A 22,785-nucleotide genomic window follows, 5' to 3' on the forward strand; every position below is an offset into this window, starting at 1 on the left:
CCAAACGGTCAAGGTGTCTCACCCCTTGATACCCCGAAGCCGCCCCGCGTGGGCGGGGCGGCTCCGGTCGACGTCCAGAACGTCTCAGACGCCGAACAGCGCCCGGATCGGGCCGATCGCGAAGTAGAGGACGAACAGCGCGGTCACGCCCCACAGCAGAGGGTGGATCTCCCGCGCCTTGCCGCGCACGACCTTGATCAGCACGTAGCTGATGAAGCCGGCGCCGATGCCGTTCGAGATCGAGTAGGTGAACGGCATGATGACGACGGTGAGGAACGCCGGGATGGCGATCTCGTAGTCGTTCCAGTCGATGTCGCGGATGGCGGTCATCATGAGGAAGCCGACGACGACCAGGGCGGGCGCGGCGGCCTCGTACGGCACCACGGTCACGAGCGGCGCGAAGAAGATGGCCACCAGGAACAGCAGCCCGGTCACCACGCTGGCAAGGCCGGTGCGAGCGCCCTCGCCGACGCCGGCCGCCGACTCGATGTAGGTGGTGTTGGAGGAGACCGAGCCCGCGCCGCCCGCCGCCGCGCCGATCGAGTCGACGAGCAGGATCTGCTTGGTCCGCGGCAGCGTGCCGTCCTCCCCCACCAGCCCGGCCTGGCGGCCGACGCCGACGATCGTGCCCATGGTGTCGAAGAAGTCGGTGATCAGCAGCGTGAAGACGAACATCACGGCCAGCAGCACCGTCACCCGGCTGAAGCCGCCGATCGGGTCGAACTCGGTGAACAGCGTGAGCGGGTTGTGGAAGCCGAAGATCTCCTTCGGCAGGGTGGGCTGGTTGAGCCGCCAGCCGGCGGCGTTGTCCGGCGCGGACGGCCCCAGCTTGGCGACGGCCTCCACGATGATCGCCAGGATCGTGGTGCCGACGATGCCGATGAGGATCGCGCCCTTCACCCGCCGCGCCACCATGGCGGCCGTGGCGAGCAGGCCGACCACGAAGACGAAGATGGGCCACGAGGTCAGGTTGCCGCCGATGCCGAGCTCCAGGGGCGTGCCCGCGGCCTTGCGCACGAAGCCCGCGTCCACGAAGCCGATCAGCGCGATGAACAGGCCGATGCCGACGCTGATGGCGGTCTTGAGCTGGGCCGGGATGGCGTGGAAGACCGCGGTGCGAAGGCCCGTCAGCACCAGGACCGCGATGATGACGCCTTCCAGGAAGACCAGGCCCATGGCCTCTTCCCAGCTCATCACGGTGGCGATGTTGAAGGTGACGAAGGCGTTGAGGCCGAGCCCGGCCGCCATCGCGAAGGGGACCTTGCCGATGACGCCCATGAGGATCGTCATCACGCCCGCCACGAAGGCGGTGCCGGCGGCGACGAGCGCGATGTTGGGCGCGCCGCCGTCGCCGATGTACTGGCCATCGACGTCCTTGCCGGTGGCGATGATCAACGGGTTCAGCACCACGATGTACGCCATCGTGAAAAAGGTGGCCAGGCCGCCCCTGACCTCCCGGGAGACGGTGGAGCCCCGGGCCGAGATCGCGAAGAAGCGATCCAGCGCGGAACCGGTTTCGATGGTACGTGTGTCCTTCACGACGCGAAGAGTGACAGTATGGGATGAACTGCGGAAAGTGTCAGTAATGAGATCGAGACCCGATTGGAAGCTAGGGTGGACCACGTGAAGCAGCAGTGGCACCCCGACCCCGAGCCGATCAAGACCAACGACGTCGCCGCGGTCGGCGTCGGCACCGCCGTCTGGGCCGTCGCGCTCGTCGTCCTGCTGATCTTCCGCCCCGCGCCGGGGAACGAGTGGTGGATCTGGACCTGCGTGACCGGCATCGGGTTCGGCTTCTTCGGCATGTGGCTGGTGCGCCGCCCCCGCGACAGCTGACATTCGTCACCTCCCGCGCCTCCCCATAGTCATCGGCAACCGATGGCAGCGCCCACTACAGCCGCGAAGTCCGATGAATCATGCTTGCCGGCATGAGAAAGCCCCTCGTGACCCTCCTCCTGGGCGCGGTGCTCCTCGCCGGCTGCGGCACCACCGCCGACCCGCCCGCCACGCCGCAGAGCCCGCCGCCCGCGGGCGCCGTCGCGTGGCGCCCGTGCACCGGCCTGACCGGCGCCGACGGGCGGACCCAGGCCCCGTCCCCCGACGTCGAGTGCGGCACGATCAAGGTCCCCCTCGACCACGACCGGCCCGGCGGCGAGCAGCTCGACCTGGCGCTCATCCGCGTCAGGGCCACCGGCGACCGGCTCGGCTCACTGGTGTTCAACTTCGGCGGGCCCGGCGCGTCCGGCGTGGACACCCTGGCCCTCGCCGCCCGCGCCTTCGCCTCCCTCGGCACCCGCTACGACCTGGTCAGCTTCGACCCGCGCGGCGTCGACCGCAGCGCCGGCGTGCGGTGCGGCGGCCAGGTGGACAAGCTGCTGGAGGCCGAGGCCACCGACGGCGGCGACCGGCTGGCGGCGGAGTTCGCGGCGGCCTGCGCGAAGGACTCCGGCAAGCTCCTGCCGCACGTCGGCACCGTCAGCGCCGCCAAGGACCTCGACCTGCTGCGGGCCGCGCTCGGCGAGCCCCGCCTCAACTACTTCGGCATGTCGTACGGCACCCACCTCGGCGCCGTCTACGCCACCCTCCACCCCCGCAACGTCGGCCGCTTCGTGCTCGACGGCGCCTTCGACCCGACCGTCACCTTCGAGGAGCAGGCCGTCGCCCAGGCCACCGGGTTCCGGCACGCCTTCGAGGCGTTCGCGGCGAGCTGCGTGGCGCAGGGCTGCGACCTCGGCGCCGACCCGGCCGCCGTCGAACGCACCGTCGAGGGCCTGCTGGACCGACTGAAGAAGCGTCCGCTCGGCGTCGGCGACCGCGAGCTCGACTTCCCGCGCGCCCAGCTCGCCGTCATCACCCCGCTGTACGCGAAAGCCACCTGGCCGATGCTGGAGCAGGCCGCCGCCGCGGCGGTCGACGGCGACGGCACGGCCCTGCTGGCCCTCGCCGACTCCTACACCGGCCGCCGGCCGGACGGCACGTACTCGACGATGATGACCAGCCTGCGGGCCGTCAACTGCGCCGACACCGACGAACGCCCGACCGCCGCCGACACCGCCAGGATCAACGAGCGGATCAGGAAGATCTTCCCGATCCTGGCGGCGGACGGCGCGCCGGCCGGCATCTGCGCCCACTGGCCGGTGCCGGGCGACGACGCGGCCAAGCACGTCGACGCCACCGGCTCCGCGCCCATCGTGGTGATCGGCGGCAAGGGCGACCCCGCCACGCCGTACCCGTGGGCGGTCGCGCTGACCGAGCAGCTCAGGACGGGCGTCCTGGTCACCTACGAGGGCGAGGGCCACGGCGCGTACCTGAGCGGCTCGGCGTGCGTGCTGCGCACGGTGGACGCGTACCTGCTGAAGGGCGAGACGCCCGCCGCCGGGACGAGCTGCCCCGCCTAGGACAGGTCGGCCTCCGCCAGCAGCAGCGGGACGGCGGCGGGGTCGCGGAGCAGGGCGGCCACCGCGAGCCGGTCGCCCCACTGCCCGGTGGCCCAGGCGAGCCCGCGGGCCAGCCCGTCGAGGCCGGTGCAGTGCACCGCGCCCTCGAAGTAGCGCCACGCGCACTCCACGCCGTCGACCAGCAGCTTCTCGTGCTCCACGTACGTGCCGGGAGCCGTCGGCAGCAGCGAGCGCACCTCGGCCGGCACCTGGCGCACCTCGCCCTGCGAGGTCACCTCGCCCGAGGTCAGCTCACCGGCCAGCGGCAGGTCGAGCAGCTCCGACAACGACTCGGCCAGGTCGTACGGGGCCAGCACCAGCGGCCGGTCGGCGACGAGCTGCAGCAGGTCGGGCGCCTCCACGACCACGGCGTCCTCGGCCGCCGCCACCACGATCGACCCCCGGAGCACCGCCCGCACCCGCGACGGCGGCGCCACCCGCGACGGGTCGACCCCGGCCAGCGCCACCCACAACGCGCGGAGCTGGGCCCGGTCGACCTCGATCGCCGCGTCGGCCATGAGGTCGAGCAGCTCCTCAGGGCCGCCGTGCGAGGCCAGCAGCTCGGGCAGCGTGGTGCGCACGCCCAGCATCGCGAGGGCGCCCTCGTCGAGCCCGGCGGGCGCGTCGGCGTACAGGCCCTGCAGCAGCGGGTCGGCGCCCGGCAGGCGCAGCTCCAGCGGCTTGCGGCCGTCGAGCACCGGGTGGTTGGCGAGCCACCACGCGGTGTAGGACGGCACCTCGACGCCCGCCACCCGCAGCGGGTGCAGCGCGGCCCGCAGCGGCGGCCGGACCAGCAGCGCCAGCGCGGCCGGCCAGTCGGCCACCAGCTCCAGGTCGCGCACCGCCGTGAACTCGGGGATCAGCGGCGGCACGTCGAGGTCGGGCAGCAGGTCGAGCACGTGGTCGAGCCAGTCGTCCTCGCCGTCGAGGTCGTGGTCGCACTCGTCGGGGTCGAGCAGCACGTCCTCGTCGTGCACGACGGCGAACCCGTCGAGCACGCCCGCCGCGGCCAGCACCCGCGGCCCGTAGGCCGCCTCCAGCTCGGCCGCGGCCACCCCCAGGTGGGCGCCCGGCTCCAGGACGCCGGCCAGCGCGCCGTCGGCCAGCATCAGCTCACCGGCCGGGTAGAGCTCGCCGTCGGCTCCCGGCAGGGCCAGCTCGGCCAGCCAGGGCGCCTCGCCCGGCGTCAGCGCGGCCGCCTGGACGAGCGAGAGCACAGCCCGCGCCACCGGCTCGGGGTCGGGGCTGTCGAGCGACTGCGCGACCGCGGCCTTGGTCAGCGGGTCGTCAAGGACGGTGCGCGGCGTGGCCTCGGCCGCCCCGAGCCGCAGCAGCGCCGGGTGCGCCGCCTCCGGGTGCACGATGCGCAGCCCGAGCGGGGTCAGGTCGAGCTCGGCCCCGCCGTCGGACAGGATGAGCGTGCCGCGCGGCCCGCGTACGACCCGGCCGTCGGCCAGCGGCACCGGCAGCGCCCCCAGCGACTCGGGGTCGTCGGCGGGCAGCACCTCGTACAGCGAGCGCCACCACGACGGCTCGCGCGCCTCGGCGGCCTCGCCCGACAGCAGGTCCACCACGTCGGACAGCTCGACCTTGCGCACGCCGAGCGCGGTCATCGCCGGGTGGCGCGGCGGCCAGCCGGCGGGCAGCAGGCCGGGCACGAAGTCGGCGACCGCGGCCAGCAGCTCGGCCGACCCCGCCGCGAGCACGGCCGCCTCCCGGCCGCTCACCACCCAGCCGCCGCCCTCCGGCTCGGGGGCGGGCTGCTCGACGCGCCACTCGGCGTCGGGCTCGTAGACCTCGGCGTCGGCGAACGACGGCATCCGCACGGCGGGCGCGGGCGCCGACAGGGCGGGCAGCAGCGGCGTGCCGGGCAGCCGGTCGAGCACGGCGCGCCGGACGCGGGCGTCCAGCTCGCCCTTGCCCATGAACGAGGGCACCAGGTCGAGCAGCCTGGACGTGCGCGGCAGCTCGCGGAGCAGCCGGACGTAGGCGTCGGCGGCCCGCTCGACGAGGAAGTCGGTCAGCGGGCCCTTGGCGACGTGCCGCCGGTCGGTGGCCATCGGGAACGAGGCGATGAGCAGCGCCGGCAGGTCGAGCGGCTCGTCGCTGGGCGTGGGGGCGTGGACCACGGGCGGCACCGCCGCGGGCAGCGGCCCCGGCTCGCCGGTGCCGGTGACGGGCACCGCCCAGCGCAGCGACCAGTAGGGCCGGGCCCGCTCCTCGGTGGGCCGGTCCGCGAACAGCGCCGCCACCTGCTCCGGCGTGAACTCGCCGGAGTCGGCCACCACGTGCCAGCCGTCGGCGACGATCCTGCGCGTCTCGCCGTCGAGGTCGATCTCGATGAGCTCCAGCGTGGGCAGGCCGAGCGGCAGCGCCGGGCTGGTCTCGGCCAGCATGCGCCGCACCGCCTCGACCGTGGCCGCGTCGCGCAGCGGCAGCCGCACCAGCGTGTCGAAGCCCTCGGGGATGTCGACCAGGGGCGGCTCGTCGAACGGCAGCCGCAGCAGCGGCACGTGCCCCGACCGGTCGGCCAGCTCGCCGGCCAGCGCGGGGATCTCCGCGACCAGCGCCGCGGTGTCCGTACGGGACCAGCGCACCGCGCCGGCGCCGCGCGAGCCGATGGACGGCGCGTCGGTCACCGACACCACGGCCGCGAACCCGACGCCGAAGCGCCCGGCCGCGCCCGCCTCGTCGCGCTTGCCGGAGGCCCGCAGCGTGGACAGGCTCTGCACGCCGGTGGCGTCGAGCGGCGCGCCGGTGTTGGCGGCGGTGAGCACGTCGCCCCGCAACGTCAGCCGCAACACCCCTGGCACGCCCGCGCGCAGGGCCGCGTCGGCGGCGTTCTGCGCGAGCTCGACGATCAGCCGGTCGCGGTAGCCGCCGAGCGCGAAGTCCTCCTCGGCGTTGGCGTCCTCGCGGAACCTGGCGGGCGAGGCCGTCCACGCGGCGAGGACGGCGGCCCGCATCCGGTCACAGCCAAAGGTGTCGGTCATGGATCACGATCCTGATGAAGTCGAGGGTAGGGCCAGGGTAGGTTAGCGGCCTCCGGCGACAGGAAACCCGGTTATCGCCCTGCCCGCACCGGCACCAGGATCAGGAGTGACCGAGCTCCTCCGAGGCCGACTCGTCGACCGAGCCCGCCTCCTCCTCCATCAGGTCGTAGCCCAGGTCGTCGAGGATCGGGATGGCCTGCTCCACGGGCGGCGGCAGCACGGCGGCCTCGGAGTGGGCGCCGCAGCCGTGGTCGGCGGAGACCACCCTGCCGTCGTCGGGGGCGTACTCGTTAGTGCAGACCCCGAACATCTGCCGCAGCCCACCCGCGAGCAGCCAGTAGAAGCCGCAGGTGGAGCACTGCGCGGGAGCGGCGTGTGCGATCGGTGTGTGCGGCCCGTGCTCGCCCGAGTGCCAGCGCCTGGCAGCCTCGTCCTTGCCGATGGCCGAGAGCACACGGGCCCGGCCCAGGCCGTACTCGAAAAGCGCCTGATGGTCGGCGTCCTCGTCGGCGTCGGTGAAACCCGGCGCCAGCCGGTCGTCGTCGTCGGCGGCGGGCAGCAGGTCGCCCACGCCGAGGTCGCCGGGGCGCAGCCGCTCGCTCCACGGCAGCCACTCAGGCGCGAGCAGCGCACCCGTGCCGGGCAGCAGCACCGCCTCGCTGACCGTCACCTTCCTGGCCCGCGAGGCCCGCGTGAGCGTGACCGCCCAGCGCCAGCCGCGGTAGGCCCGGTCGAGGCAGGCGAAGTAGTGGGTGACGATGCGGTCGCCCTCGCTCTCGTAGCCGAGGTGCTCGCCGGGCTCGCCCGGCCGCGCCAACTCCTCGGCCGCGGCGCGCGCCAGCTCGACCGCCTCGGCGCACGCCTGGTCGGGAGCGGGGACACGGGCCCTGGTGCGGCTCATCGGGCCGCCTCCGGCGAAAGGTGCTGTTCGCTCACACTTTCATTCTCACCCATAGCCGGACCTGGACGGGCCCGAAGCGGCGGATCTGCCGTGACTCTTGTGACCGGGCGGGCGCAACTCGCCCCCCGTGACCTACAGCCGCGGACGAATCGGGGTAAGACTGGTAGGCGTGAACGCAGGCTGGGACCGGGCGCGTGAGATCGCGCGGCGCGTGGGGCGCGGGGCCGCCGACGCGGGCCGGGCGACGGCGCGGGCCGGCCGGGCCACGGCCGGCGGCACCGCGCGGGCGAGCCGGGCGACCGTCAGGGGCGCGCGCTCGATGGGCAGGGCGACGCGGCGGCTGACGTACGCGGGCGGCGCGGGCCGCACCGGGCTCGGCCGGCTGATCGAGCTGTCGGCGGGCAACAGCGCCGGCGACGCCATGGTGACGGTGGCGCTGGCGAGCACGGTCTTCTTCGGGGTGCCCGTCGGCGAGGCGCGCGGCTCGGTGGCCCTCTACCTGGTCATCACCATGTTGCCGTTCGCGCTGCTCGCGCCGTTCGTCGGGCCGATCCTCGACCGGTTCAGGTCCGGCCGCCGCTACGTCATGGCGGGCACGCTGTTCGGGCGCGGGCTGCTGTGCTTCGCGATGGCGGCGGCGGTGGGGCCGGGCGACCTGCCGACGTTGTTCATCGGGGCGCTCGGCGTGCTGGTGCTGTCGAAGGCGTACAACGTGTCGCGGGCGGCGATCATGCCGAACGTGCTGCCCGCCGACATCACGCTGGTCTCGGCGAACGCGCGGGTGGCGCTGTTCACGCTGGTCGCGGCCGGGGTGGCGGTGCCAGTGGGCGCGGGGCTGACCGCGTGGCTGGGCAGCGCCGTGGTGCTGCGCGTGGCGATGCTGGCCTTCCTGCTGCTCGGCGTCGTCGCGGTACGCCTGCCGCGCCACATCGACTCCCCCGACCTGGAGGAGGAGGGGGCCAAGCACCGCTGGCGCACGCTGCTCAAGGTGGGCCCGACGGTCGCCGAGGCGGTCTGGGCCAACCTGGCGCTCCGGATCTTCTCCGGGTTCCTGCTGTTCTTCCTGCTGTTCCTGGTGCAGGACCGCGCGGTGCCGTGGCTGTCGGGGACACCCGACCCGTTCTTCGACGTGACGAAGACGATCGCGCTGCTGGCGGGCGCGGCCGGGCTCGGCGGCCTGGCGGGCGCGGCCGTGGCGAACTGGACCCGCAACCACGCGCCGCAGCTCATCGTGCTGGCGACGCTGGCCGTGACCGTCGTGACGACCGTCGTCGCGGCGGTCCTGTTCGGGATATGGGCCGCGCTGGCGGTCTCGCTGGTCACCGCGTTCGCGCAGGAGCTGGGCAAGCTCGCGCTGGACGCCATCGTGCAGCGCGAGATCGGCGAGGAGGTGCGCTCGTCCACCTTCGGGGTGGTCGAGGCCGTGCTGCAGCTCGCGTGGGTGTTCGGCGGGCTGGTGGGGCTGGTGCTGTCGCTGGCCCGCAGCCCGCTCGCCGGGCTGGTGACGCTGGCGGTGGTGCTGGCCGGCACGCTCGGCTGGCTGGTGGTGGCCAGGGCGCGGCGGCGTCGGGTCACCGCGGCCGAGGCGGACAGGAGGGCCGCCGAGGCCCCGACGGACGAGTGGAGCCGGCCCGCCGAGCCTCCCCAGCCCGGCGCGCTCGACTCCACCAAGCCGCTGACCAACCCGCACGGCTGACCGTACGGCTGGACGGTTCGGCCGACCGGGCGGCCTCTGACTACGCGTCGAGGTCGTCGGCGAGGGCGCGCAGCACCTGGGCGATCTTCTTGGCGTGCGCGGTCTCGGGGTGCTTGCCCCTCCGGTAGGTGCCGGAGACCTCGTCGAGCAGCTTGATGAGGTCCTCGACGATCACCACCATCTCGTCCGGCTTCTTCCGCTTGCCCTTGGGCTTGGGCTTGGCCAGGGTCGGCGGTTGCTCCAGGATCCTGACCGACAGGGCCTGCTGGCCGCGGCGGCCCTCGGCGACGCCGAACTCCACCTTCTGCCCCGGCTTGAGCGGGACGGCGCCAGGAGGCAGCGCGGAGGAATGCACGAAGACCTCACCGCCGTCGTCACGGGTGAGGAAGCCGAATCCCTTGTCGGCGTCGTACCACTTGACCTTGCCACTCGGCACAGGAGGACCTCGTTCAAACAGTCGAAAAGGCTGGATGGATGTAGGTTATGCCCCGAAGAGCGCCGGGGCGACCGGGTAAATGCCGGGGAATTACCGGACTTCATCGCGCCGGCGCCAACCGGTGTACCAAGCGGCGAATTCGGTGAGGTCGGACAAGGCCACATCCGCACCGTGCTCGCGCAGCTCCTCCACCGTGTACGGGCCGGTCGCGACGGCCACGCTCACGGCGCCGCCCGCGCGGGCCGCCTCGATGTCCGCGACATGGTCACCAACATAGGCCGCGGCGCCGAACCGCGCGAGTGCCGATCCTTTGTCCGCGCCGAACAGCGAGCCGACCACCTCGTCCACGACCAGGCCGAGCACTTCGACGGTGCCGACGGCGTCGCGCTGGTTCTTGCCGGTCACGACGATGACCCGGCCGCCGGCGGCGCGGACGGCGGCGATGGCGTCGTGCGCGCCGTCCATGGCCGTGTGCACCGGAACCCCTATATCCGGATAAATCTCCCTATACAGGTCGGCTGCGGCCGGCACCTGCTCAGCGGGCAACCAGTTCGCCAGCTCCGTCTCCAGTGGCGGCCCCAGCCGCGTCACCACGGCCGCGCTGTCGATCGGCACCCCCAAACGCGCCGACAGCTCGTCGTAAACGGCCGCTATGCCGGTACGCGTATCGGCCAAAGTCATGTCGAGGTCGAAACCCACCGAAGTCATCACCCGAGCAGGATGCCAAACACGCCACGACTGCCGGTAACGCCCCTTGTTGTGGGACCGTAGGAATGGGAAGAAAGGAATTACTTATCGGAGAGGAGCGGCCGTGCCCGACACCCCCGAACCACCTCAGGCCGGAGACCGCCTCGTCGCCTCCACCGCTCCGACCCGCCCCCACCGCCCCGCCCGGCCCGCCCGCCCCGCCGTCACGCCCTGGCGGCGCGCCGTGGCCGTCACCGCCGCCCTCGTCCGCCTGGCGAGCCGGGTCGCCGCGCTCTCGCTGGTCCTGTACGCGCTGTTCACCGTGCTCCGCGCCAACCCGGCGAACGTCTGGTACCGGTTCGTGGCCGCGCTCGCCGACCGCCTCTCGCTGGGCCTGGCGAACCTGTTCGAGCCGGCCGACCCGCGCTGGACGGCCCCGGTCAACTACGGCCTGGCGGCGCTCGTCTGGCTCGTCGCCGGCTCCGCTCTGGCGAGCCTGATCCGGCGCGCGGCTCCGTAACGACTACTCTCCTTACGGAGGTATCAGGATAGACATGACCAGATCCACCCGTGAGCGGATCATCGATGAGTCCCTGCGGCTGTTCGCCGAGCGGGGCTACTCCGCCACATCCGTGGCCGAGATCGAGGCCGCCGCAGGGCTGTCTCCCGGCGCCGGCGGGCTCTACAGGCACTTCAAGTCCAAGTACGAGGTGCTCGCCGCCGCGATCAACGAGCACGCCGCCCGCACCCGGAGCCAGGTCGCCGAGAGCATGGCCGCGCTCAGCGCCATGGAGGCGTCGGTGGACCTGGAGGAGCGGCTGTCGCACATCTGCCGGGCGGGCCTCGCCAAGGTGCGCGAGGAGTCCGAGCTGACCCGGGTCTTCTTCCGCGACCTGAGCCAGTTCCCCGAGCTGGTCGCCGTCGTGCGCGACGGGCTGCTGCAGCCCATGTTCGACGCGATCGTCACCTGGTTCCAGGCGCAGCCCGAGTACCACGACGTCAAGCTCGACTGGGCCGGCATCTCCACGGTGCTCGGCGGCGCGGTCGTGCACTACCGGCTCTTCCAGGAGACGGTGGGCGAGCTGCCGGGGCACGCCGACAAGGAGCAGTTCGTGACGGCGTGGGTGCGCCTGGCCGTCGGCCTGCTGCCGAGCCCGCGCCCGGCGCCGGTCAGCTAGGCGTCGAGCAGGCGGTAGCCGAGCCAGAGCACGCCCAGCCCGGTGCCGATCATGAACATCGTGCCGCTCACGGCCCAGAACTGGGTCATGAACGCGTCAAGGCCGGGCTCCGCGCCGACCCGCAGGCCGCCGACGAGCACCCCGCCGACCGCGTAGCCGAGCAGCGGCGCGCCCGCGCCCAGGAACCGGTCGCGGACCTCCCAGCTCTCGCTCAGCAGCACGATCGCCGCGCCCGCCGCCCACACCACCAGGGGGACGGGGAAGATGGCGAGCGCCGGCAGCCCGAACGGCACCAGTAGCGCGGCCACCACCAGGACCGCCAGCGCGCCGACGTCGCGCGGGTGCTCCTTGAGCACGGTCCGCGCGTCCCTGCCGCCGGTGGCCATGGGGTTGGCCGAGGACATCGCGGCCCTGCGCAGGCCCGCGAACGGCAGGCCGCGGCCGGCCGGGCGGTTCTGCCGGTGCCGGGCGGGCCGGCGGACGGGCTGGACGGCCGGCGAGAAGCCGGGATCGTCCACGATCGCCGGGAAACGCCGGGTGTCGCCGGGCGCGAGCCCGTCCCCGGCGGCCGGCGCGACCCGGACGGCGGGCGCGGCCCCGACAGCGGGCGCGGTGCCGGGCGCGGTGCCGGGCGCGGCGGCGGCGAGGCGGCGGGCCTCGCGCTCCACGAGCGCCACCGGGTCGCCGAACCGGGCCAGCAGCTTGGCCACCTCGCGCGGGCTCTGGCTGCCGCCGCGCTCGGCCTCGATGCGGGCGCGCAGCCGCCGGGCGAAGTCGAGCCGCTGGTCGGAGCGCAACACGCCGTGGGCCGCGTCGGCGGCCTTGGACACGTAGTTCAGCACGAGCTGGTCCGCACGCTCTATCACGTCCAGCCATGCTGCCCCAATCAGGGGGGACATACCATGGCAACGATGGAGTTCACGGAGTGGATCAGGGGGCGCACCGACGACCAGCTGCGGGCGCTCGTCTCGTCGCGTCCCGAGCTGATCACTCCGGTGCCCGCGCACCTGGAGGGTCTGGCCTCGCGCGCGGCCAGCCCGTCGGCGATCGGACGGGCGCTCGACCGGCTCGACCGGTTCACGCTGGCCGTCGTCGAGACGCTGGCCGTCCAGGACGGGCCGACGCCGAAGAAGCGCCTGCGCGCCCTCGTCGCGGCGGCCCTCACCGAGCCCGGGGACGGCCGCAAGAAGGACCCGGAGCCCGCGCTGTCGGCGGCGCTCGACCGGCTGCGCGACCTCGCCCTCGTCTACGGCCCCGACGACGCCCTCGACCTCGGCCCCGGCGTGCGCAAGGCCCTGGAGGACCCGGCCGGGCTGGGCCCGCGCGCGGCCGAGGCGTTCCGCCACCACCCGCCCGAGCAGCTCGACGAGATGGCCGACGACATCGCGCCCGGCGGCGCGGGCACCGGCAAGGAGCGCCTGGCGGCGGCGCTGGCCGAGCCCGCCGCGCTGGTGGCGTCCGTGTCGCCCGAGGCGCGGGCCGCGCTCGACCAGCTCGCCTGGGGCCCGCCCACGGGCCGGGTGCCGAACGCCCGCCGCGAGGTCCGCGTCGGCACCGCCCGCTCCCCCATCGAGGAGCTGCTGGCCCGCGGCCTGCTCGCGGCGACCGGCGAGGAGAGCGTGACGCTGCCCCGCGAGGTGGGTCTCTACCTGCGCGGCGGCCGGGTGCACCGCGGGCTGCTGGCCGCGCCGCCGCCGCTGGAGGGCGGCGAGCGCGACCGGGAGCTGGCCGACCGCACGGCGGCCGGGCAGGCGTTCATGTTCGTCCGGTCGGTCGAGGAGCTGTGCGAGCGGTGGAGCATCGACCCGCCGGGGGTGCTGCGCACCGGCGGGCTCGGCGTACGCGACCTCAAGCGCACGGCGACCGAGCTGGACCTGCCGGAGTGGGCGACGGCGCTGGCCGTCGAAGTGGCGCACGCCGCCGGGCTGGTCGCGGCCGGCGGCGGCGTGGACGGCGAATGGCTGCCCACCCCCGGCTACGACCTGTGGCGGGTCAGGGGCACCGCCGACCGCTGGGCGACGCTGGCCGCCACCTGGCTCCACATGGACCGCGTGCCCGGCCTGGTGGGCGAGCGTGACGAGCGCGACCGCCCGCTCAACGCCCTGCACGCCGACCTGCGCCGCTCCTCGGCCCCGGGGGTGCGGGCGGCGACGCTGGGCGTGCTGGCCGCGGCTCCCGGCCGCGCGCCCACCCGCGACGCGGTGCTCGAACGCCTGGCCTGGGAGCAGCCGCGCCGCCGTGGGCCGCTGCGCGAGCAGCTCGTCGAGTTCGCGCTGCGCGAGGCCGAGCAGGTCGGCGTGACGGGCCTCGGCGCGTTGTCCGGGCACGGGCGGGCGCTGCTGCAGGGCGGCCCCGACGCCGCGCCGGCCGCGGCCGGCCTGCTCGCGCCGCTGCTGCCCGAGCCGGTCGACCACGTGCTGCTGCAGGCCGACCTCACCGCCGTCGCGCCCGGCCCGCTGACCAGCGAGCTCAACCGCTGGATGACGCTCACCGCCGACGTCGAGTCGAAGGGCGGCGCCACGGTCTACCGGTTCAGCGAGCAGTCGATCCGGCGGGCGCTCGACGCCGGGCACGGCGGCGAGGAGCTGCTGGCGATGTTGTCGCGCCACTCGGCCACGCCGGTGCCGCAGGCGCTGTCGTACCTGGTGGGCGACGTGGCGCGGCGGCACGGGCGCATCCGGGTGGGCACGGCGAGCGCGTACGTGCGCTGCGACGACCCGGCGCTGCTCGACCAGATCACCGCCGACCGCCGCTCGGCCGCGCTGCGCCTGCGCCGGCTGGCGCCGACCGTGATCGCCTCCCGCTCGTCGCGGGCGGTGCTGGTCGACTCGCTGCGCGCCATGGGGTACGCCCCGGTCGCGGAGTCGCTGGACGGCGACGTGATCATCTCGCAGCTCGACAGCCGCCGCACCGAGGCGGCCGCGCCGGTGCGCGCCCTCACCTCGTCCAACGGGGTCGATCCCGACGTGGCGGCGGCGGCCGTGCGGGCGCTGCGCGCCGGCGACGCGGCCCACCTGGCGCGGCGCGAGCCGGTGGACTCCCCGAACGGGCAGGTCCCGCGCGGGCCCGCGACCGCCACGATCTCGGCGTTGCAGGAGGCGATCAAGCAGGGCGTGCGGGTGTGGATCGGCTACCTCGACTCGCAGGGCAACGCCACCTCGCGCATCCTGGAGCCGGCCAGGATGGAGGGCGGCTACCTGACGGCGTACGACGAGACCAGGGCCGCCGTCCACCGCTTCGCCCTGCACCGCATCACGGGCGTCTCGGGGCTCTGAGCACCGTCGCGGCGGCCGTCGCGGGGCCGAGGAGGGTCAGCGTGCGCGCGGCCACCGCGGCGGCGGGGCCGTCGCCGCCGGCGAGCCGCCGCAGCGCGCGGAGCGCGTCGTCCGGGTAGCGCACCGACAGGCCGCCGCCGAACGCCGCCGCGGCGGTCGTGGCCCGGCCCGGGTCGGCCGCCCAGTCCAGCGCGAGCCGCAGCGCCTCGGGCACGAGGGCGTCGTCGGCGCACATGTGCGTCAGCGCGTCGGCCGCCGCCAGCCGCTCCCCCGCCGTCCCGGCCGCCCACACCTCCAGCAGCTCGTGCCGGGCCTCGCGGAAGGCGTGCGCGGCGAGCGCGGCCACCCCTTCCGCGGCCCGGGCGCGCACCTCGGGGCCCTCGGCGGGCAGCGACCGCACCCAGGCGCGCAGCGGCTGCCAGAGCCAGAACCCGTAGCGGGCGGCCAGCTCGGCCAGCACCGGCCCGCGGTGCTCCGGCGTCCGGAAGGCGGCCTGCCCGCCGGTGACGGCGATCAGCGGGTGCGGGCCGGGCAGCAGCCGGGGCCCGCCCTCGTGCGCCTGCCAGACCCGGTCGAGCCGGCCGAGCTGCGCGTGGAAGGCCGCCTCGGGCAGCGGCTGGACGAACGCCAGCGCCGCCGCGGCCAGCACCTCCCGCATGGCGGGCTTGGTGTCGAACCAGGCCGCGACCTCCTCGCCCGCGGGCCGGCCGCCCGGCGCGAGCCCGGCGGCCAGCCGGACGACCTGCGCGGGCGTGGGCAGCTCGGCCGCCCGGCCCCTGGCCCTGGCCAGCGCCTCGGGCGCGCGGCCGGCGCGCAGGTCGTACGTGCGCAGGCACAGCTCGAACAGCTCGCCGGGGTCCGGCGCGGCCCAGGGCTGCTCGACCTCCACGGCCCGCGAGGGGACGCCGTTCCTGGTGACGACGAGGTAGGAGCCCAGCTCGGCCAGCTTGCGCGCCAGGTTGACCAGCTCGGTGCGGTCGGTGCCGGGAGCGATCCAGTCGTGCAGCAGGTACGCCCGCCCGGGCGCGTACTCCGTGCCGCTCAGCAGCTCGGCGGCGGTGCGGGCGGGCGACAGGACGGTGATCGTGCTCTCGGCCAGCGACATGCGCGACAGCAGCGCGAGGCCGCCGAGCCGCTTGCCGGTCTCCTCCGCGCCGACGAGGACGAGCAGGTGGCGGGCGGCCAGCCGGCGGACCGCCTCGGCGAAGCACGGCGGCTCCAGGTAGGAGCGCAGCAGCGCGTCGGCCGCGCGCCGGGCGAGGTCTCCGGTGACCGGGGGGACGCTCGCCCGCAGCCGGTCGTTGAGTGCCAGGCGGCGCTGGGTGAGCGTAATGTCGTCGAGGTCGAGCTCGCCCGGTTCAGGCGTGTCGGTCACGAAGTCACCTCGGAGCTTGGCGCGAATCTTTTTCTACCGGAAATATCTTGGAACCACGAGTTGCCGTTCCTCGTACGAACCGATCGCGCTGCGTAATCATGCCGCCTGACCTGGCAGTCCACGCGCCTTCCCGGCCGGAGGCGCGATCCGCGCCCCAGATCTTCCACATTTACACGATCTAGACGGCGAGGAAAACCAGAATGGCCGGAGAAGGAGATTTCACTTCATTTACCTGACATGAAGACATCCGCCACAATGGCTGTCAAGAGCGCCGAGGGTTGACGGCGCGCTCCCCCGCGCATCAGGTTGTGCATGTGACCGAGCAAACGCTGGGCCGTCTGGCCGAGGAGTCGTGGGACCGCTTCGACGACCACGACGCGATGTACTACGAAGGGGTCTGGCACCGCAGTCACGCGCTCGCCGAGCGGGCGCGCCGGATGTGCGGCGGTTTCGTCGCGGCCGGCGTCAGGCCCGGCGACCGGGTGGCCGTCATGATGGCCAACTCGCCCGAGGTGCCGCTGCTGTACCAGGCGCTGTGGGCGGCCGGCGCGGTGGTGACCCCCGTGGTGTTCCTGGTGGGCGCGGAGGAGCTGCGCCACATCCTGCTCGACAGCGGCGCCGTGGCCGTCGTCACCTCGCCCGAGCTGGAGGCGACCGTGCGCGCCGCGGGCGTGGACGTCCCGGTCCACGTGGACACCGCCGAGCTGGAACGCGCGCCCGCCCACGGCCCCGTCGCCCGCGACCCCGGCGACCTGGCCGCCCTCATGTACACGGGCGGCACCACCGGCCGGGCCAAGGGCGTCATGCTGAGCCACCGCGGCCTGTGGCAGGTCGGCAAGGACGTCTGGGACACCTCCTACCAGGAGGGCAAGAACCGGGTCATCGTGCCGGTGCCGCTGTCCCACTCGTACGGGCTGATCGTCTCGGTCGCCTGGCTGCACGCCACCGAGCCGCAGCACGCGGTGCTCATGCGCTGGTTCGACGCCGGCCAGTTCCTCAAGCTGGCCGCCGAGCAGCACGTCCAGTACGGCACCGTCGTGCCCGCCATGCTCCAGATGTTGCTGGCCGAGCCGCTGGAGTCGCACCCGCTGCCCGAGCTGTCCCACCTCACCTGCGGCGCCGCCCCGCTCGGCCGGAGCCTGCTGGAGGAGTTCGAGCGCCGCATGCCCGGCACGCAGATCCTGGAGGGCTACGGCCTGACCGAGACCTGCGCCGTCACCACCTTCAACCCGCCGGGCCGGCGCCGGGCGGGCAGCGTCGGCCTGCCGCTGCCGAGCTACACCATCACGATCCGCGACGGCTCAGGCGAGGCGGCCGAGCCCGGGGACGTCGGCGAGATCTGCGTCGCGGGCGAGCCGCTGATGCTCGGCTACTGGGGCGAGCACGAGCCCGACCCCGACGGCACCGCGCTCGTGGACGGCGAGCTGCGCACCGGCGACCTCGGCTGCGTCGACGACGACGGCTACCTCTACGTCGTGGACCGCAAGAAGGACCTCATCATCCGCGGCGGCTTCAACGTCTTCCCCCGCGACGTCGAGTACGCCCTCGACCACCACCCCGACGTCGTGCGCTCCTGCGTGGTCGGCCGCCCCGACCCCCGCGTGGGCGAGGAGGTCGTGGCGTTCGTGCAGCTCAAGCCGGACGCCACGGCGAGCGCCGAGGAGCTCGTCGAGTGGGCCCGCGACCGCGTGGGACGGGTGAAGTACCCGCGCGAGATCCGGTTCGTCCCGGACATCCCGGTCACCAGCGTGCTCAAGCTCGACCGGAAGGCGCTGCGGGCCCGCCTCTGACCGCCGGCACCGGATCACGCGACGGGGCCGGGCGCGTCTCGATTCCGTGATAAGTGTTGACGTGTCTGGAGGTGACGATGACTCAACAGGACCCGTCGGGTTACCCGTACCAGCCTTACGGCGCGCCCTACGGCGAGCAGCCCCCGCCGGGCTACGGCTACGGCTACGGCTATCCGCCGCCGCCCCCGCGGAGCGAGGGGCCCAGCGCCAACGCCATCGTCTCCCTCGTGCTCAACCTGCTCGGCCTGGTCTCCTGCTGCAACGTGCTCGGCCTGCCCGGGGCGATCCTGGCCGGGCTGGCGCTCAGCCGCTCGAACACCGACCCCGGCACGGCACGTACGATGGTGATGTGGAGCTGGATCCTGTTCGGGCTCGGCTTCGCCCTCATGATCCTCCTTTTCCTCTTCCTCGGCCTGAACGGCTACCTCGACGATTGATGACCCGTTCCGGGACTTTCCCTGCCGTCGGCTGTGTTGGATAAGGGTCAACCGTAGGAAGGGATTCCGTGAACGACGGCCCGCTCATCGTCCAGTCGGACAAGACACTGCTGCTCGAGGTCGACCACGACAAGGCCGACGAGTGCCGCAAGGCGATCGCGCCGTTCGCCGAGCTCGAACGCGCTCCCGAGCACGTGCACACCTACCGCGTCACTCCGCTGGCGCTGTGGAACGCCCGCGCCGCCGGCCACGACGCCGAGCAGGTCATCGACGCGCTCATCAGCCACAGCCGCTACCCGGTGCCGCACGCGCTGCTCGTGGACATCGCCGAGACCATGGCCCGCTACGGCCGCCTGCGCCTGGAGAAGGACCCGGTCAACGGCCTCGTCCTCACCTCCAGCGACCGCGCGGTGCTGGAGGAGGTGCTGCGCTCCAAGAAGATCCAGCCGATGCTGGGCGAGCGCCTCGGCGCCGACTCGGTCGTCGTGCACCCGAGCGACCGCGGCAACGTCAAGCAGGCTCTGCTCAAGCTGGGCTGGCCGGCGGAAGACCTGGCCGGCTACGTCGACGGCGAGGCCCACCCCATCACGCTCACGCAGGAGGGCTGGTCGCTGCGGCCCTACCAGCAGGAGGCGGCCGACGCCTTCTGGCACGGCGGCTCCGGCGTGGTCGTGCTGCCCTGCGGCGCCGGCAAGACCATCGTGGGCGCGGCCGCCATGGCCCGCGCCCAGGCCACCACGCTCATCCTGGTCACCAACACGGTCTCCGCCCACCAGTGGAAGACCGAGCTGCTGAAGCGCACGTCCCTCACCGAGGACGAGATCGGCGAGTACAGCGGCACCAGGAAGGAGATCCGCCCGGTCACCATCGCCACCTACCAGGTGATGACCACCAGGCGAAAGGGCGTCTACAGCCACCTGGAGCTGTTCGACGCGCGCGACTGGGGGCTCATCGTCTACGACGAGGTGCACCTGCTGCCCGCGCCGATCTTCCGGATGACGGCCGACCTGCAGGCGCGCAGGCGCGTCGGGCTCACCGCGACGCTGGTGCGCGAGGACGGGCGCGAGGGCGACGTGTTCTCGCTCATCGGCCCCAAGCGCTACGACGCGCCCTGGAAGGAGATGGAGAACCAGGGCTGGATCGCGCCGGCCGACTGCGTCGAGGTGCGGGTCACGCTGACCGACGAGGAGCGGCTGGCGTACGCGATGGCCGAGTCGGAGGAGCGCTACCGCTTCTGCGCCACCACGCCGTCCAAGACGCGGGTGACCGAGGCGCTGGTGCGGCGGCACGCGGGCGAGCAGGTGCTGGTCATCGGCCAGTACATCGACCAGCTCGACGAGCTGGGCGAGCACCTGGGCGCGCCGGTCATCAAGGGCGAGACGCGGGTCAAGGAGCGCGAACGCCTCTACCAGGCCTTCCGCGACAAGGAGATCCAGGTGCTGGTGGTCTCCAAGGTCGCGAACTTCTCGATCGACCTGCCGGAGGCGTCGGTCGCCATCCAGGTGTCGGGGACGTTCGGCTCGCGGCAGGAGGAGGCGCAGCGGCTCGGCCGGGTGCTGCGGCCCAAGGCGGGCGGCGGCGGCGCGCGGTTCTACACCGTGGTCAGCCGCGACACGGTCGACCAGGAGTTCGCGGCGCACCGGCAGCGTTTCCTGGCCGAGCAGGGGTACGCGTACCAGATCATCGACGCCGACGACGTGCTCGGCGGGGTGTGACGGGAGAGTGTGACGGGAAGGTGGAGGCCCGGCCGCTCGGGCGAGCGGCCGAGCATTCAGCGTGGTGTCACGTCCACGAGACTCCGCGGGCCGTCGACAATCGAACCACCCCCCTCACCTGCGTACTATCACGCCGCCTGCGACATACCCTCATGATCCGGCAAACCCACCTGATATGCCCGATTTTTTCGGTATTCCCGGGTTAGTTCCGTAACTGGGGGATGTGTCAGGGCCGTTATCGCCGCTCAGCGCCCGCCGATCCAGGGGTCAGGGCCGGCGGGCCAGCAGGCCGCCGAGGAACAGCACGCCCTCGGCCACCACCCACGCCGCCACGCCGGCGCCCATGAGCCGGCCGAACAACCGCACATCGTGCCGCGCCGGCGGCAGCAGCCAGGCGGCGGCCGTGCAGCACGCCGCGAGCGCCGCGACCAGGCCGGACACCGTGGAGGCCGTGCTCAGGCGCTGCGCGCAGACGCTCTCGCCGTCCGCGCAGAAGGCCTCCAGGCCCCAGCCCGCGAACACCGACAGGCCCCAGAGCGCCGCGAGGAGGAAGCTCGCGATCGTGGGGATGATCGGCGAGAACCGAACCTGCACCCGCGCCACCTCCCCGTCCTACCCGCCCCCCTCGACCCTCAACCCCGCCCTCCCCGCCGTCGGGTATGCCCTTCCACGGCGGCGCGTCCCGCGGGCGTAAATCCTTTGGAAGCCCCCGCCGCCCGTCGCTAAACTGGTCGATTCGCTGCCTTGACCACCTCCGTACCCGACAAAGGAGGCACTTCCGCATGCCCGCGCACCAGCTGGCCCCCGACATACCCGCCGATCCCGGCGACCCCGCCGCCGTCCTGGCCGCCGAGCAGCACCACCTGGCCGAGTCCAGGGCGGCGCTGACGGCCATGCGCGCCCACGCCCAGTCCCTCTCGGCCGACGCGGCCGGCGACTGGGTGTCCCAGCAGATCCTCCAGGCCCTGCTCGACCAGCGCGTCGCCGCCCTGGCCGACCACCCCGACACCCCGCTGTTCTTCGGCCGCCTCGACCGCGAGAGCGGCGACGACCTGCCGGGCACCATCTACGTCGGCCGCCGCCACGTCCACGACGGCCACAGCAAGCCGCTCGTCATCGACTGGCGCGCCCCCGTCTCCCGCGCCTTCTACCAGGCCAGCCCCGCCGACCCGATGGGCGTCGTACGCCGCCGCCGCTTCGGCTACCACGGCGGCGCGCTCACCGCCTACGAGGACGAGCCCCTGGCCGACGGGGACGTCGAGCTGGGCCCGTCGAAGATCCTGACCGAGGAGATCGAGCGCCCGCGCACCGGCCCGATGCGCGACATCGTGGCCACGATCCAGCCCGACCAGGACGAGATCGTCCGCTCGGCCCTCGCCCAGACGGTCTGCGTCCAGGGCGCGCCCGGCACCGGGAAGACCGCCGTGGGCCTGCACCGGGCGGCCTACCTGCTGTTCACCCACCGCGAGCGCCTGTCCAGGTCCGGCGTGATGATCGTCGGCCCGAACCGGGCGTTCCTGTCCTACATCTCCTCCGTCCTGCCCGCCCTCGGCGAGGTCAAGGTGGACCAGACGACGGTGGCCGGCCTGCTCGGCGAGCACGCCGCGCCCGAGGAGCCGCTGGTGGCCGCGCTCAAGGGCGACGCCCGGATGGCCGCGGTGCTGGAGCGGGCGCTCTGGCTGCACATCGTGAAGCCGGAGGAGGGCCTGGTGTTCACCAAGGGCGCCTACCGCTACCGGGTGGCCGACCACGAGGTGCGCGAGATCGTCGCCTCCCTGCGCGGCACGACCCGCTACCTGCCCGGCCGGGCGGCGCTGGCGCAGCGGCTGGCCCACATGGTGCTGGTGCGCATGGAGCAGCGCGGCGAGTCGCCCGACGACCGGGTGCAGGACGCGGTGGCCCGGTCGAAGCCGGTCAAGCAGCTCGTGGACGCGGTCTGGCCGAGGCTGACGCCGGAGCAGGTGCTGCACCGGCTGCTGGCGGAGCCGGACTTCCTCGCCAGAGCCGCCAAGTCCGACTTGTCGCCCGAGGAGCAGGAAATGCTGCTCTGGCGGAAGCCGTACCGGAGCCACAAGTCCGCCAAGTGGTCGGCCGCGGACGCCGCGCTCCTCGACGAGCTCCGCGACCTCATGGAGCGCACCCCGTCCCTCGGCCACCTGGTCGTGGACGAGGCCCAGGACCTGTCGGAGATGCAGCTCCGCGCGCTCGGCCGCCGCTGCCGCAACGGCTCGGCCACCGTGCTCGGCGACCTGGCGCAGGGCACCACACCCTGGTCCACCAGCTCGTGGGAGACCGTGCTCGAGCACCTGGGCCAGCGCGAGGGCGAGGTCACCGAGCTGACGCTCGGCTTCCGCGTGCCGCGCGAGGTGCTCGACTTCGCCGCGCGGCTCCTGCCGTCCATCGCCCCCGGCCTGGCCGCGCCGCGCTCGCTGCGTCCCGGCGCCGGCTCGCTGACCGTCAGCAGGGGCGGCGACCCGGCCGCGGCGGCCGCGCGGCTGCTCACCCAGGAGGGCTCGATCGGCGTCATCGTGCCCGACGCGCGGGTCGCCGAGGTCTCGACCGCCCTGTCCGGGCTGCCGCACGCCGTGCTCGACCCCGACGCCGCCGAGGACGGCGGGCACCGTCTGCTCGTCGTCCCCGCGACCCTGGCCAAGGGCCTGGAGTACGACCACGTGATCGTGGTCGAGCCCGCGGACATCGTCGCCGCCGAGCCGCGCGGCCTGGCCCGCCTGTACGTGGTCCTGACCCGCGCGGTGACCTCCCTCACGGTCCTGCACGACCAGCCGCTGCCCGCCGAGCTGACGGGCTGACCCGCCCGCGGCGCGGGAACCGGTGGCCTGACGGAGGCCAGGCCCGGCCGCTTCT

Annotated in this window: 18 protein-coding genes; 10 read left to right on the forward strand and 8 right to left on the reverse strand. The window is 73.8% G+C overall.

Translation table 11 applies throughout. The annotated features are described in order from the left end of the window. Positions 1 to 84: 84 nt before the first annotated feature. Entirely contained in the window at positions 85 to 1,422 is a 1,338-nt protein-coding gene (locus tag MF672_RS07085) for an NCS2 family permease (RefSeq protein WP_407654760.1), read from the reverse strand. A 201-nt stretch (positions 1,423 to 1,623) separates the two neighbouring features. Between MF672_RS07085 and MF672_RS07090 the strand changes: the two genes are divergently transcribed. Together MF672_RS07090 and MF672_RS07095 are read left to right on the forward strand one after the other, a co-directional pair. Beyond that, on the forward strand, positions 1,624 to 1,836 hold the full coding sequence (locus MF672_RS07090) for a DUF2530 domain-containing protein (RefSeq protein ID WP_242377777.1): 213 nt from the start codon (positions 1,624 to 1,626) through the stop codon (positions 1,834 to 1,836). A gap of 92 nt (positions 1,837 to 1,928) precedes the next feature. Next, a complete protein-coding gene (locus MF672_RS07095; protein WP_242377776.1) occupies positions 1,929 to 3,398 on the forward strand; it encodes an alpha/beta hydrolase in 1,470 nt (489 codons plus the stop codon). Here MF672_RS07095 and MF672_RS07100 read toward each other — a convergent pair. Beyond that, positions 3,395 to 6,430: a sacsin N-terminal ATP-binding-like domain-containing protein gene (locus MF672_RS07100; RefSeq protein ID WP_242377775.1), complete on the reverse strand. Its 3,036-nt coding sequence runs from the start codon at positions 6,428 to 6,430 to the stop codon at positions 3,395 to 3,397. The genes MF672_RS07095 and MF672_RS07100 overlap by 4 nt on opposite strands. A gap of 100 nt (positions 6,431 to 6,530) precedes the next feature. After that, positions 6,531 to 7,331: a DUF3027 domain-containing protein gene (locus tag MF672_RS07105; protein WP_242377774.1), complete on the reverse strand. Its 801-nt coding sequence runs from the start codon at positions 7,329 to 7,331 to the stop codon at positions 6,531 to 6,533. A 169-nt stretch (positions 7,332 to 7,500) separates the two neighbouring features. On the opposite strand from MF672_RS07105, the gene MF672_RS07110 reads away from it, so the two are divergent. Next, positions 7,501 to 9,027 (forward strand): MFS transporter, encoded by a 1,527-nt coding sequence (locus tag MF672_RS07110; RefSeq protein WP_247815195.1) that lies wholly within the window; start codon positions 7,501 to 7,503, stop codon positions 9,025 to 9,027. A gap of 40 nt (positions 9,028 to 9,067) precedes the next feature. Here MF672_RS07110 and MF672_RS07115 read toward each other — a convergent pair whose 3' ends face one another. Further along, positions 9,068 to 9,463, reverse strand: coding sequence for a cold-shock protein (locus MF672_RS07115; RefSeq protein WP_247815196.1), 396 nt, complete (start codon positions 9,461 to 9,463; stop codon positions 9,068 to 9,070). 90 nt (positions 9,464 to 9,553) lie between these two features. Next, on the reverse strand, positions 9,554 to 10,171 hold the full coding sequence (locus tag MF672_RS07120) for an HAD family hydrolase (RefSeq protein WP_242383974.1): 618 nt from the start codon (positions 10,169 to 10,171) through the stop codon (positions 9,554 to 9,556). A 103-nt stretch (positions 10,172 to 10,274) separates the two neighbouring features. Between MF672_RS07120 and MF672_RS51275 the strand changes: the two genes are divergently transcribed. Then, positions 10,275 to 10,670: a hypothetical protein gene (locus MF672_RS51275; RefSeq protein WP_302893172.1), complete on the forward strand. Its 396-nt coding sequence runs from the start codon at positions 10,275 to 10,277 to the stop codon at positions 10,668 to 10,670. A 34-nt stretch (positions 10,671 to 10,704) separates the two neighbouring features. Next, the gene (locus tag MF672_RS07130) at positions 10,705 to 11,328 is read left to right on the forward strand and encodes a TetR/AcrR family transcriptional regulator (protein WP_242383973.1); all 624 of its coding nucleotides are present in this window, start codon (positions 10,705 to 10,707) and stop codon (positions 11,326 to 11,328) included. On the opposite strand, the gene MF672_RS07135 is transcribed toward MF672_RS07130, so the two are convergent. Then, positions 11,325 to 12,194, reverse strand: a complete 870-nt coding sequence (locus MF672_RS07135; protein WP_247815197.1) for a hypothetical protein — start codon at positions 12,192 to 12,194, stop codon at positions 11,325 to 11,327. The genes MF672_RS07130 and MF672_RS07135 overlap by 4 nt on opposite strands. A gap of 45 nt (positions 12,195 to 12,239) precedes the next feature. Between MF672_RS07135 and MF672_RS07140 the strand changes: the two genes are divergently transcribed. Next, on the forward strand, positions 12,240 to 14,603 hold the full coding sequence (locus MF672_RS07140; protein ID WP_242378173.1) for a helicase-associated domain-containing protein: 2,364 nt from the start codon (positions 12,240 to 12,242) through the stop codon (positions 14,601 to 14,603). Here MF672_RS07140 and MF672_RS07145 read toward each other — a convergent pair. After that, complete coding sequence (locus MF672_RS07145) at positions 14,581 to 15,978, reverse strand: hypothetical protein (RefSeq protein ID WP_242378175.1); 1,398 nt, start codon at positions 15,976 to 15,978, stop codon at positions 14,581 to 14,583. The two genes, MF672_RS07140 and MF672_RS07145, sit on opposite strands and share 23 nt — an antisense overlap. Before the next feature lie 314 nt (positions 15,979 to 16,292). On the opposite strand from MF672_RS07145, the gene MF672_RS07150 reads away from it, so the two are divergent. From MF672_RS07150 to MF672_RS07160, 3 genes are all read left to right on the forward strand, one after another. Beyond that, a complete protein-coding gene (locus MF672_RS07150) occupies positions 16,293 to 17,768 on the forward strand; it encodes a class I adenylate-forming enzyme family protein (RefSeq protein WP_242378177.1) in 1,476 nt (491 codons plus the stop codon). Between the two features lie 77 nt (positions 17,769 to 17,845). Next, positions 17,846 to 18,205 (forward strand): hypothetical protein, encoded by a 360-nt coding sequence (locus MF672_RS07155; RefSeq protein WP_242378179.1) that lies wholly within the window; start codon positions 17,846 to 17,848, stop codon positions 18,203 to 18,205. A 68-nt stretch (positions 18,206 to 18,273) separates the two neighbouring features. Beyond that, complete coding sequence (locus MF672_RS07160) at positions 18,274 to 19,920, forward strand: DNA repair helicase XPB (RefSeq protein WP_242378182.1); 1,647 nt, start codon at positions 18,274 to 18,276, stop codon at positions 19,918 to 19,920. A gap of 267 nt (positions 19,921 to 20,187) precedes the next feature. On the opposite strand, the gene MF672_RS07165 is transcribed toward MF672_RS07160, so the two are convergent. Further along, positions 20,188 to 20,514, reverse strand: coding sequence for a hypothetical protein (locus tag MF672_RS07165; RefSeq protein WP_242378184.1), 327 nt, complete (start codon positions 20,512 to 20,514; stop codon positions 20,188 to 20,190). Positions 20,515 to 20,702: 188 nt separating this feature from the next. On the opposite strand from MF672_RS07165, the gene MF672_RS07170 reads away from it, so the two are divergent. Next, positions 20,703 to 22,730 (forward strand): HelD family protein, encoded by a 2,028-nt coding sequence (locus tag MF672_RS07170; protein WP_242378186.1) that lies wholly within the window; start codon positions 20,703 to 20,705, stop codon positions 22,728 to 22,730. Positions 22,731 to 22,785: the final 55 nt, after the last annotated feature.

Source organism: Actinomadura luzonensis (genome assembly GCF_022664455.2).
In the GTDB taxonomy this organism is placed as follows: Bacteria; Actinomycetota; Actinomycetes; order Streptosporangiales; family Streptosporangiaceae; genus Nonomuraea; species Nonomuraea luzonensis.

Bases quoted from the DNA above. Each gene is read 5' to 3' on its own strand.
- MF672_RS07085 (WP_407654760.1), bottom strand. From the start codon at position 1,422: ATGGCGTACATCGTGGTGCTGAACCCGTTGATCATCGCCACCGGCAAG.
- MF672_RS07095 (WP_242377776.1), top strand. From the start codon at position 1,929: ATGAGAAAGCCCCTCGTGACCCTCCTCCTGGGCGCGGTGCTCCTCGCC.
- MF672_RS07100 (WP_242377775.1), bottom strand. From the start codon at position 6,430: ATGACCGACACCTTTGGCTGTGACCGGATGCGGGCCGCCGTCCTCGCC.
- MF672_RS07105 (WP_242377774.1), bottom strand. From the start codon at position 7,331: ATGAGCCGCACCAGGGCCCGTGTCCCCGCTCCCGACCAGGCGTGCGCC.
- MF672_RS07120 (WP_242383974.1), bottom strand. From the start codon at position 10,171: ATGACTTCGGTGGGTTTCGACCTCGACATGACTTTGGCCGATACGCGT.
- MF672_RS07130 (WP_242383973.1), top strand. From the start codon at position 10,705: ATGACCAGATCCACCCGTGAGCGGATCATCGATGAGTCCCTGCGGCTG.
- MF672_RS07140 (WP_242378173.1), top strand. From the start codon at position 12,240: ATGGAGTTCACGGAGTGGATCAGGGGGCGCACCGACGACCAGCTGCGG.
- MF672_RS07155 (WP_242378179.1), top strand. From the start codon at position 17,846: ATGACTCAACAGGACCCGTCGGGTTACCCGTACCAGCCTTACGGCGCG.
- MF672_RS07170 (WP_242378186.1), top strand. From the start codon at position 20,703: ATGCCCGCGCACCAGCTGGCCCCCGACATACCCGCCGATCCCGGCGAC.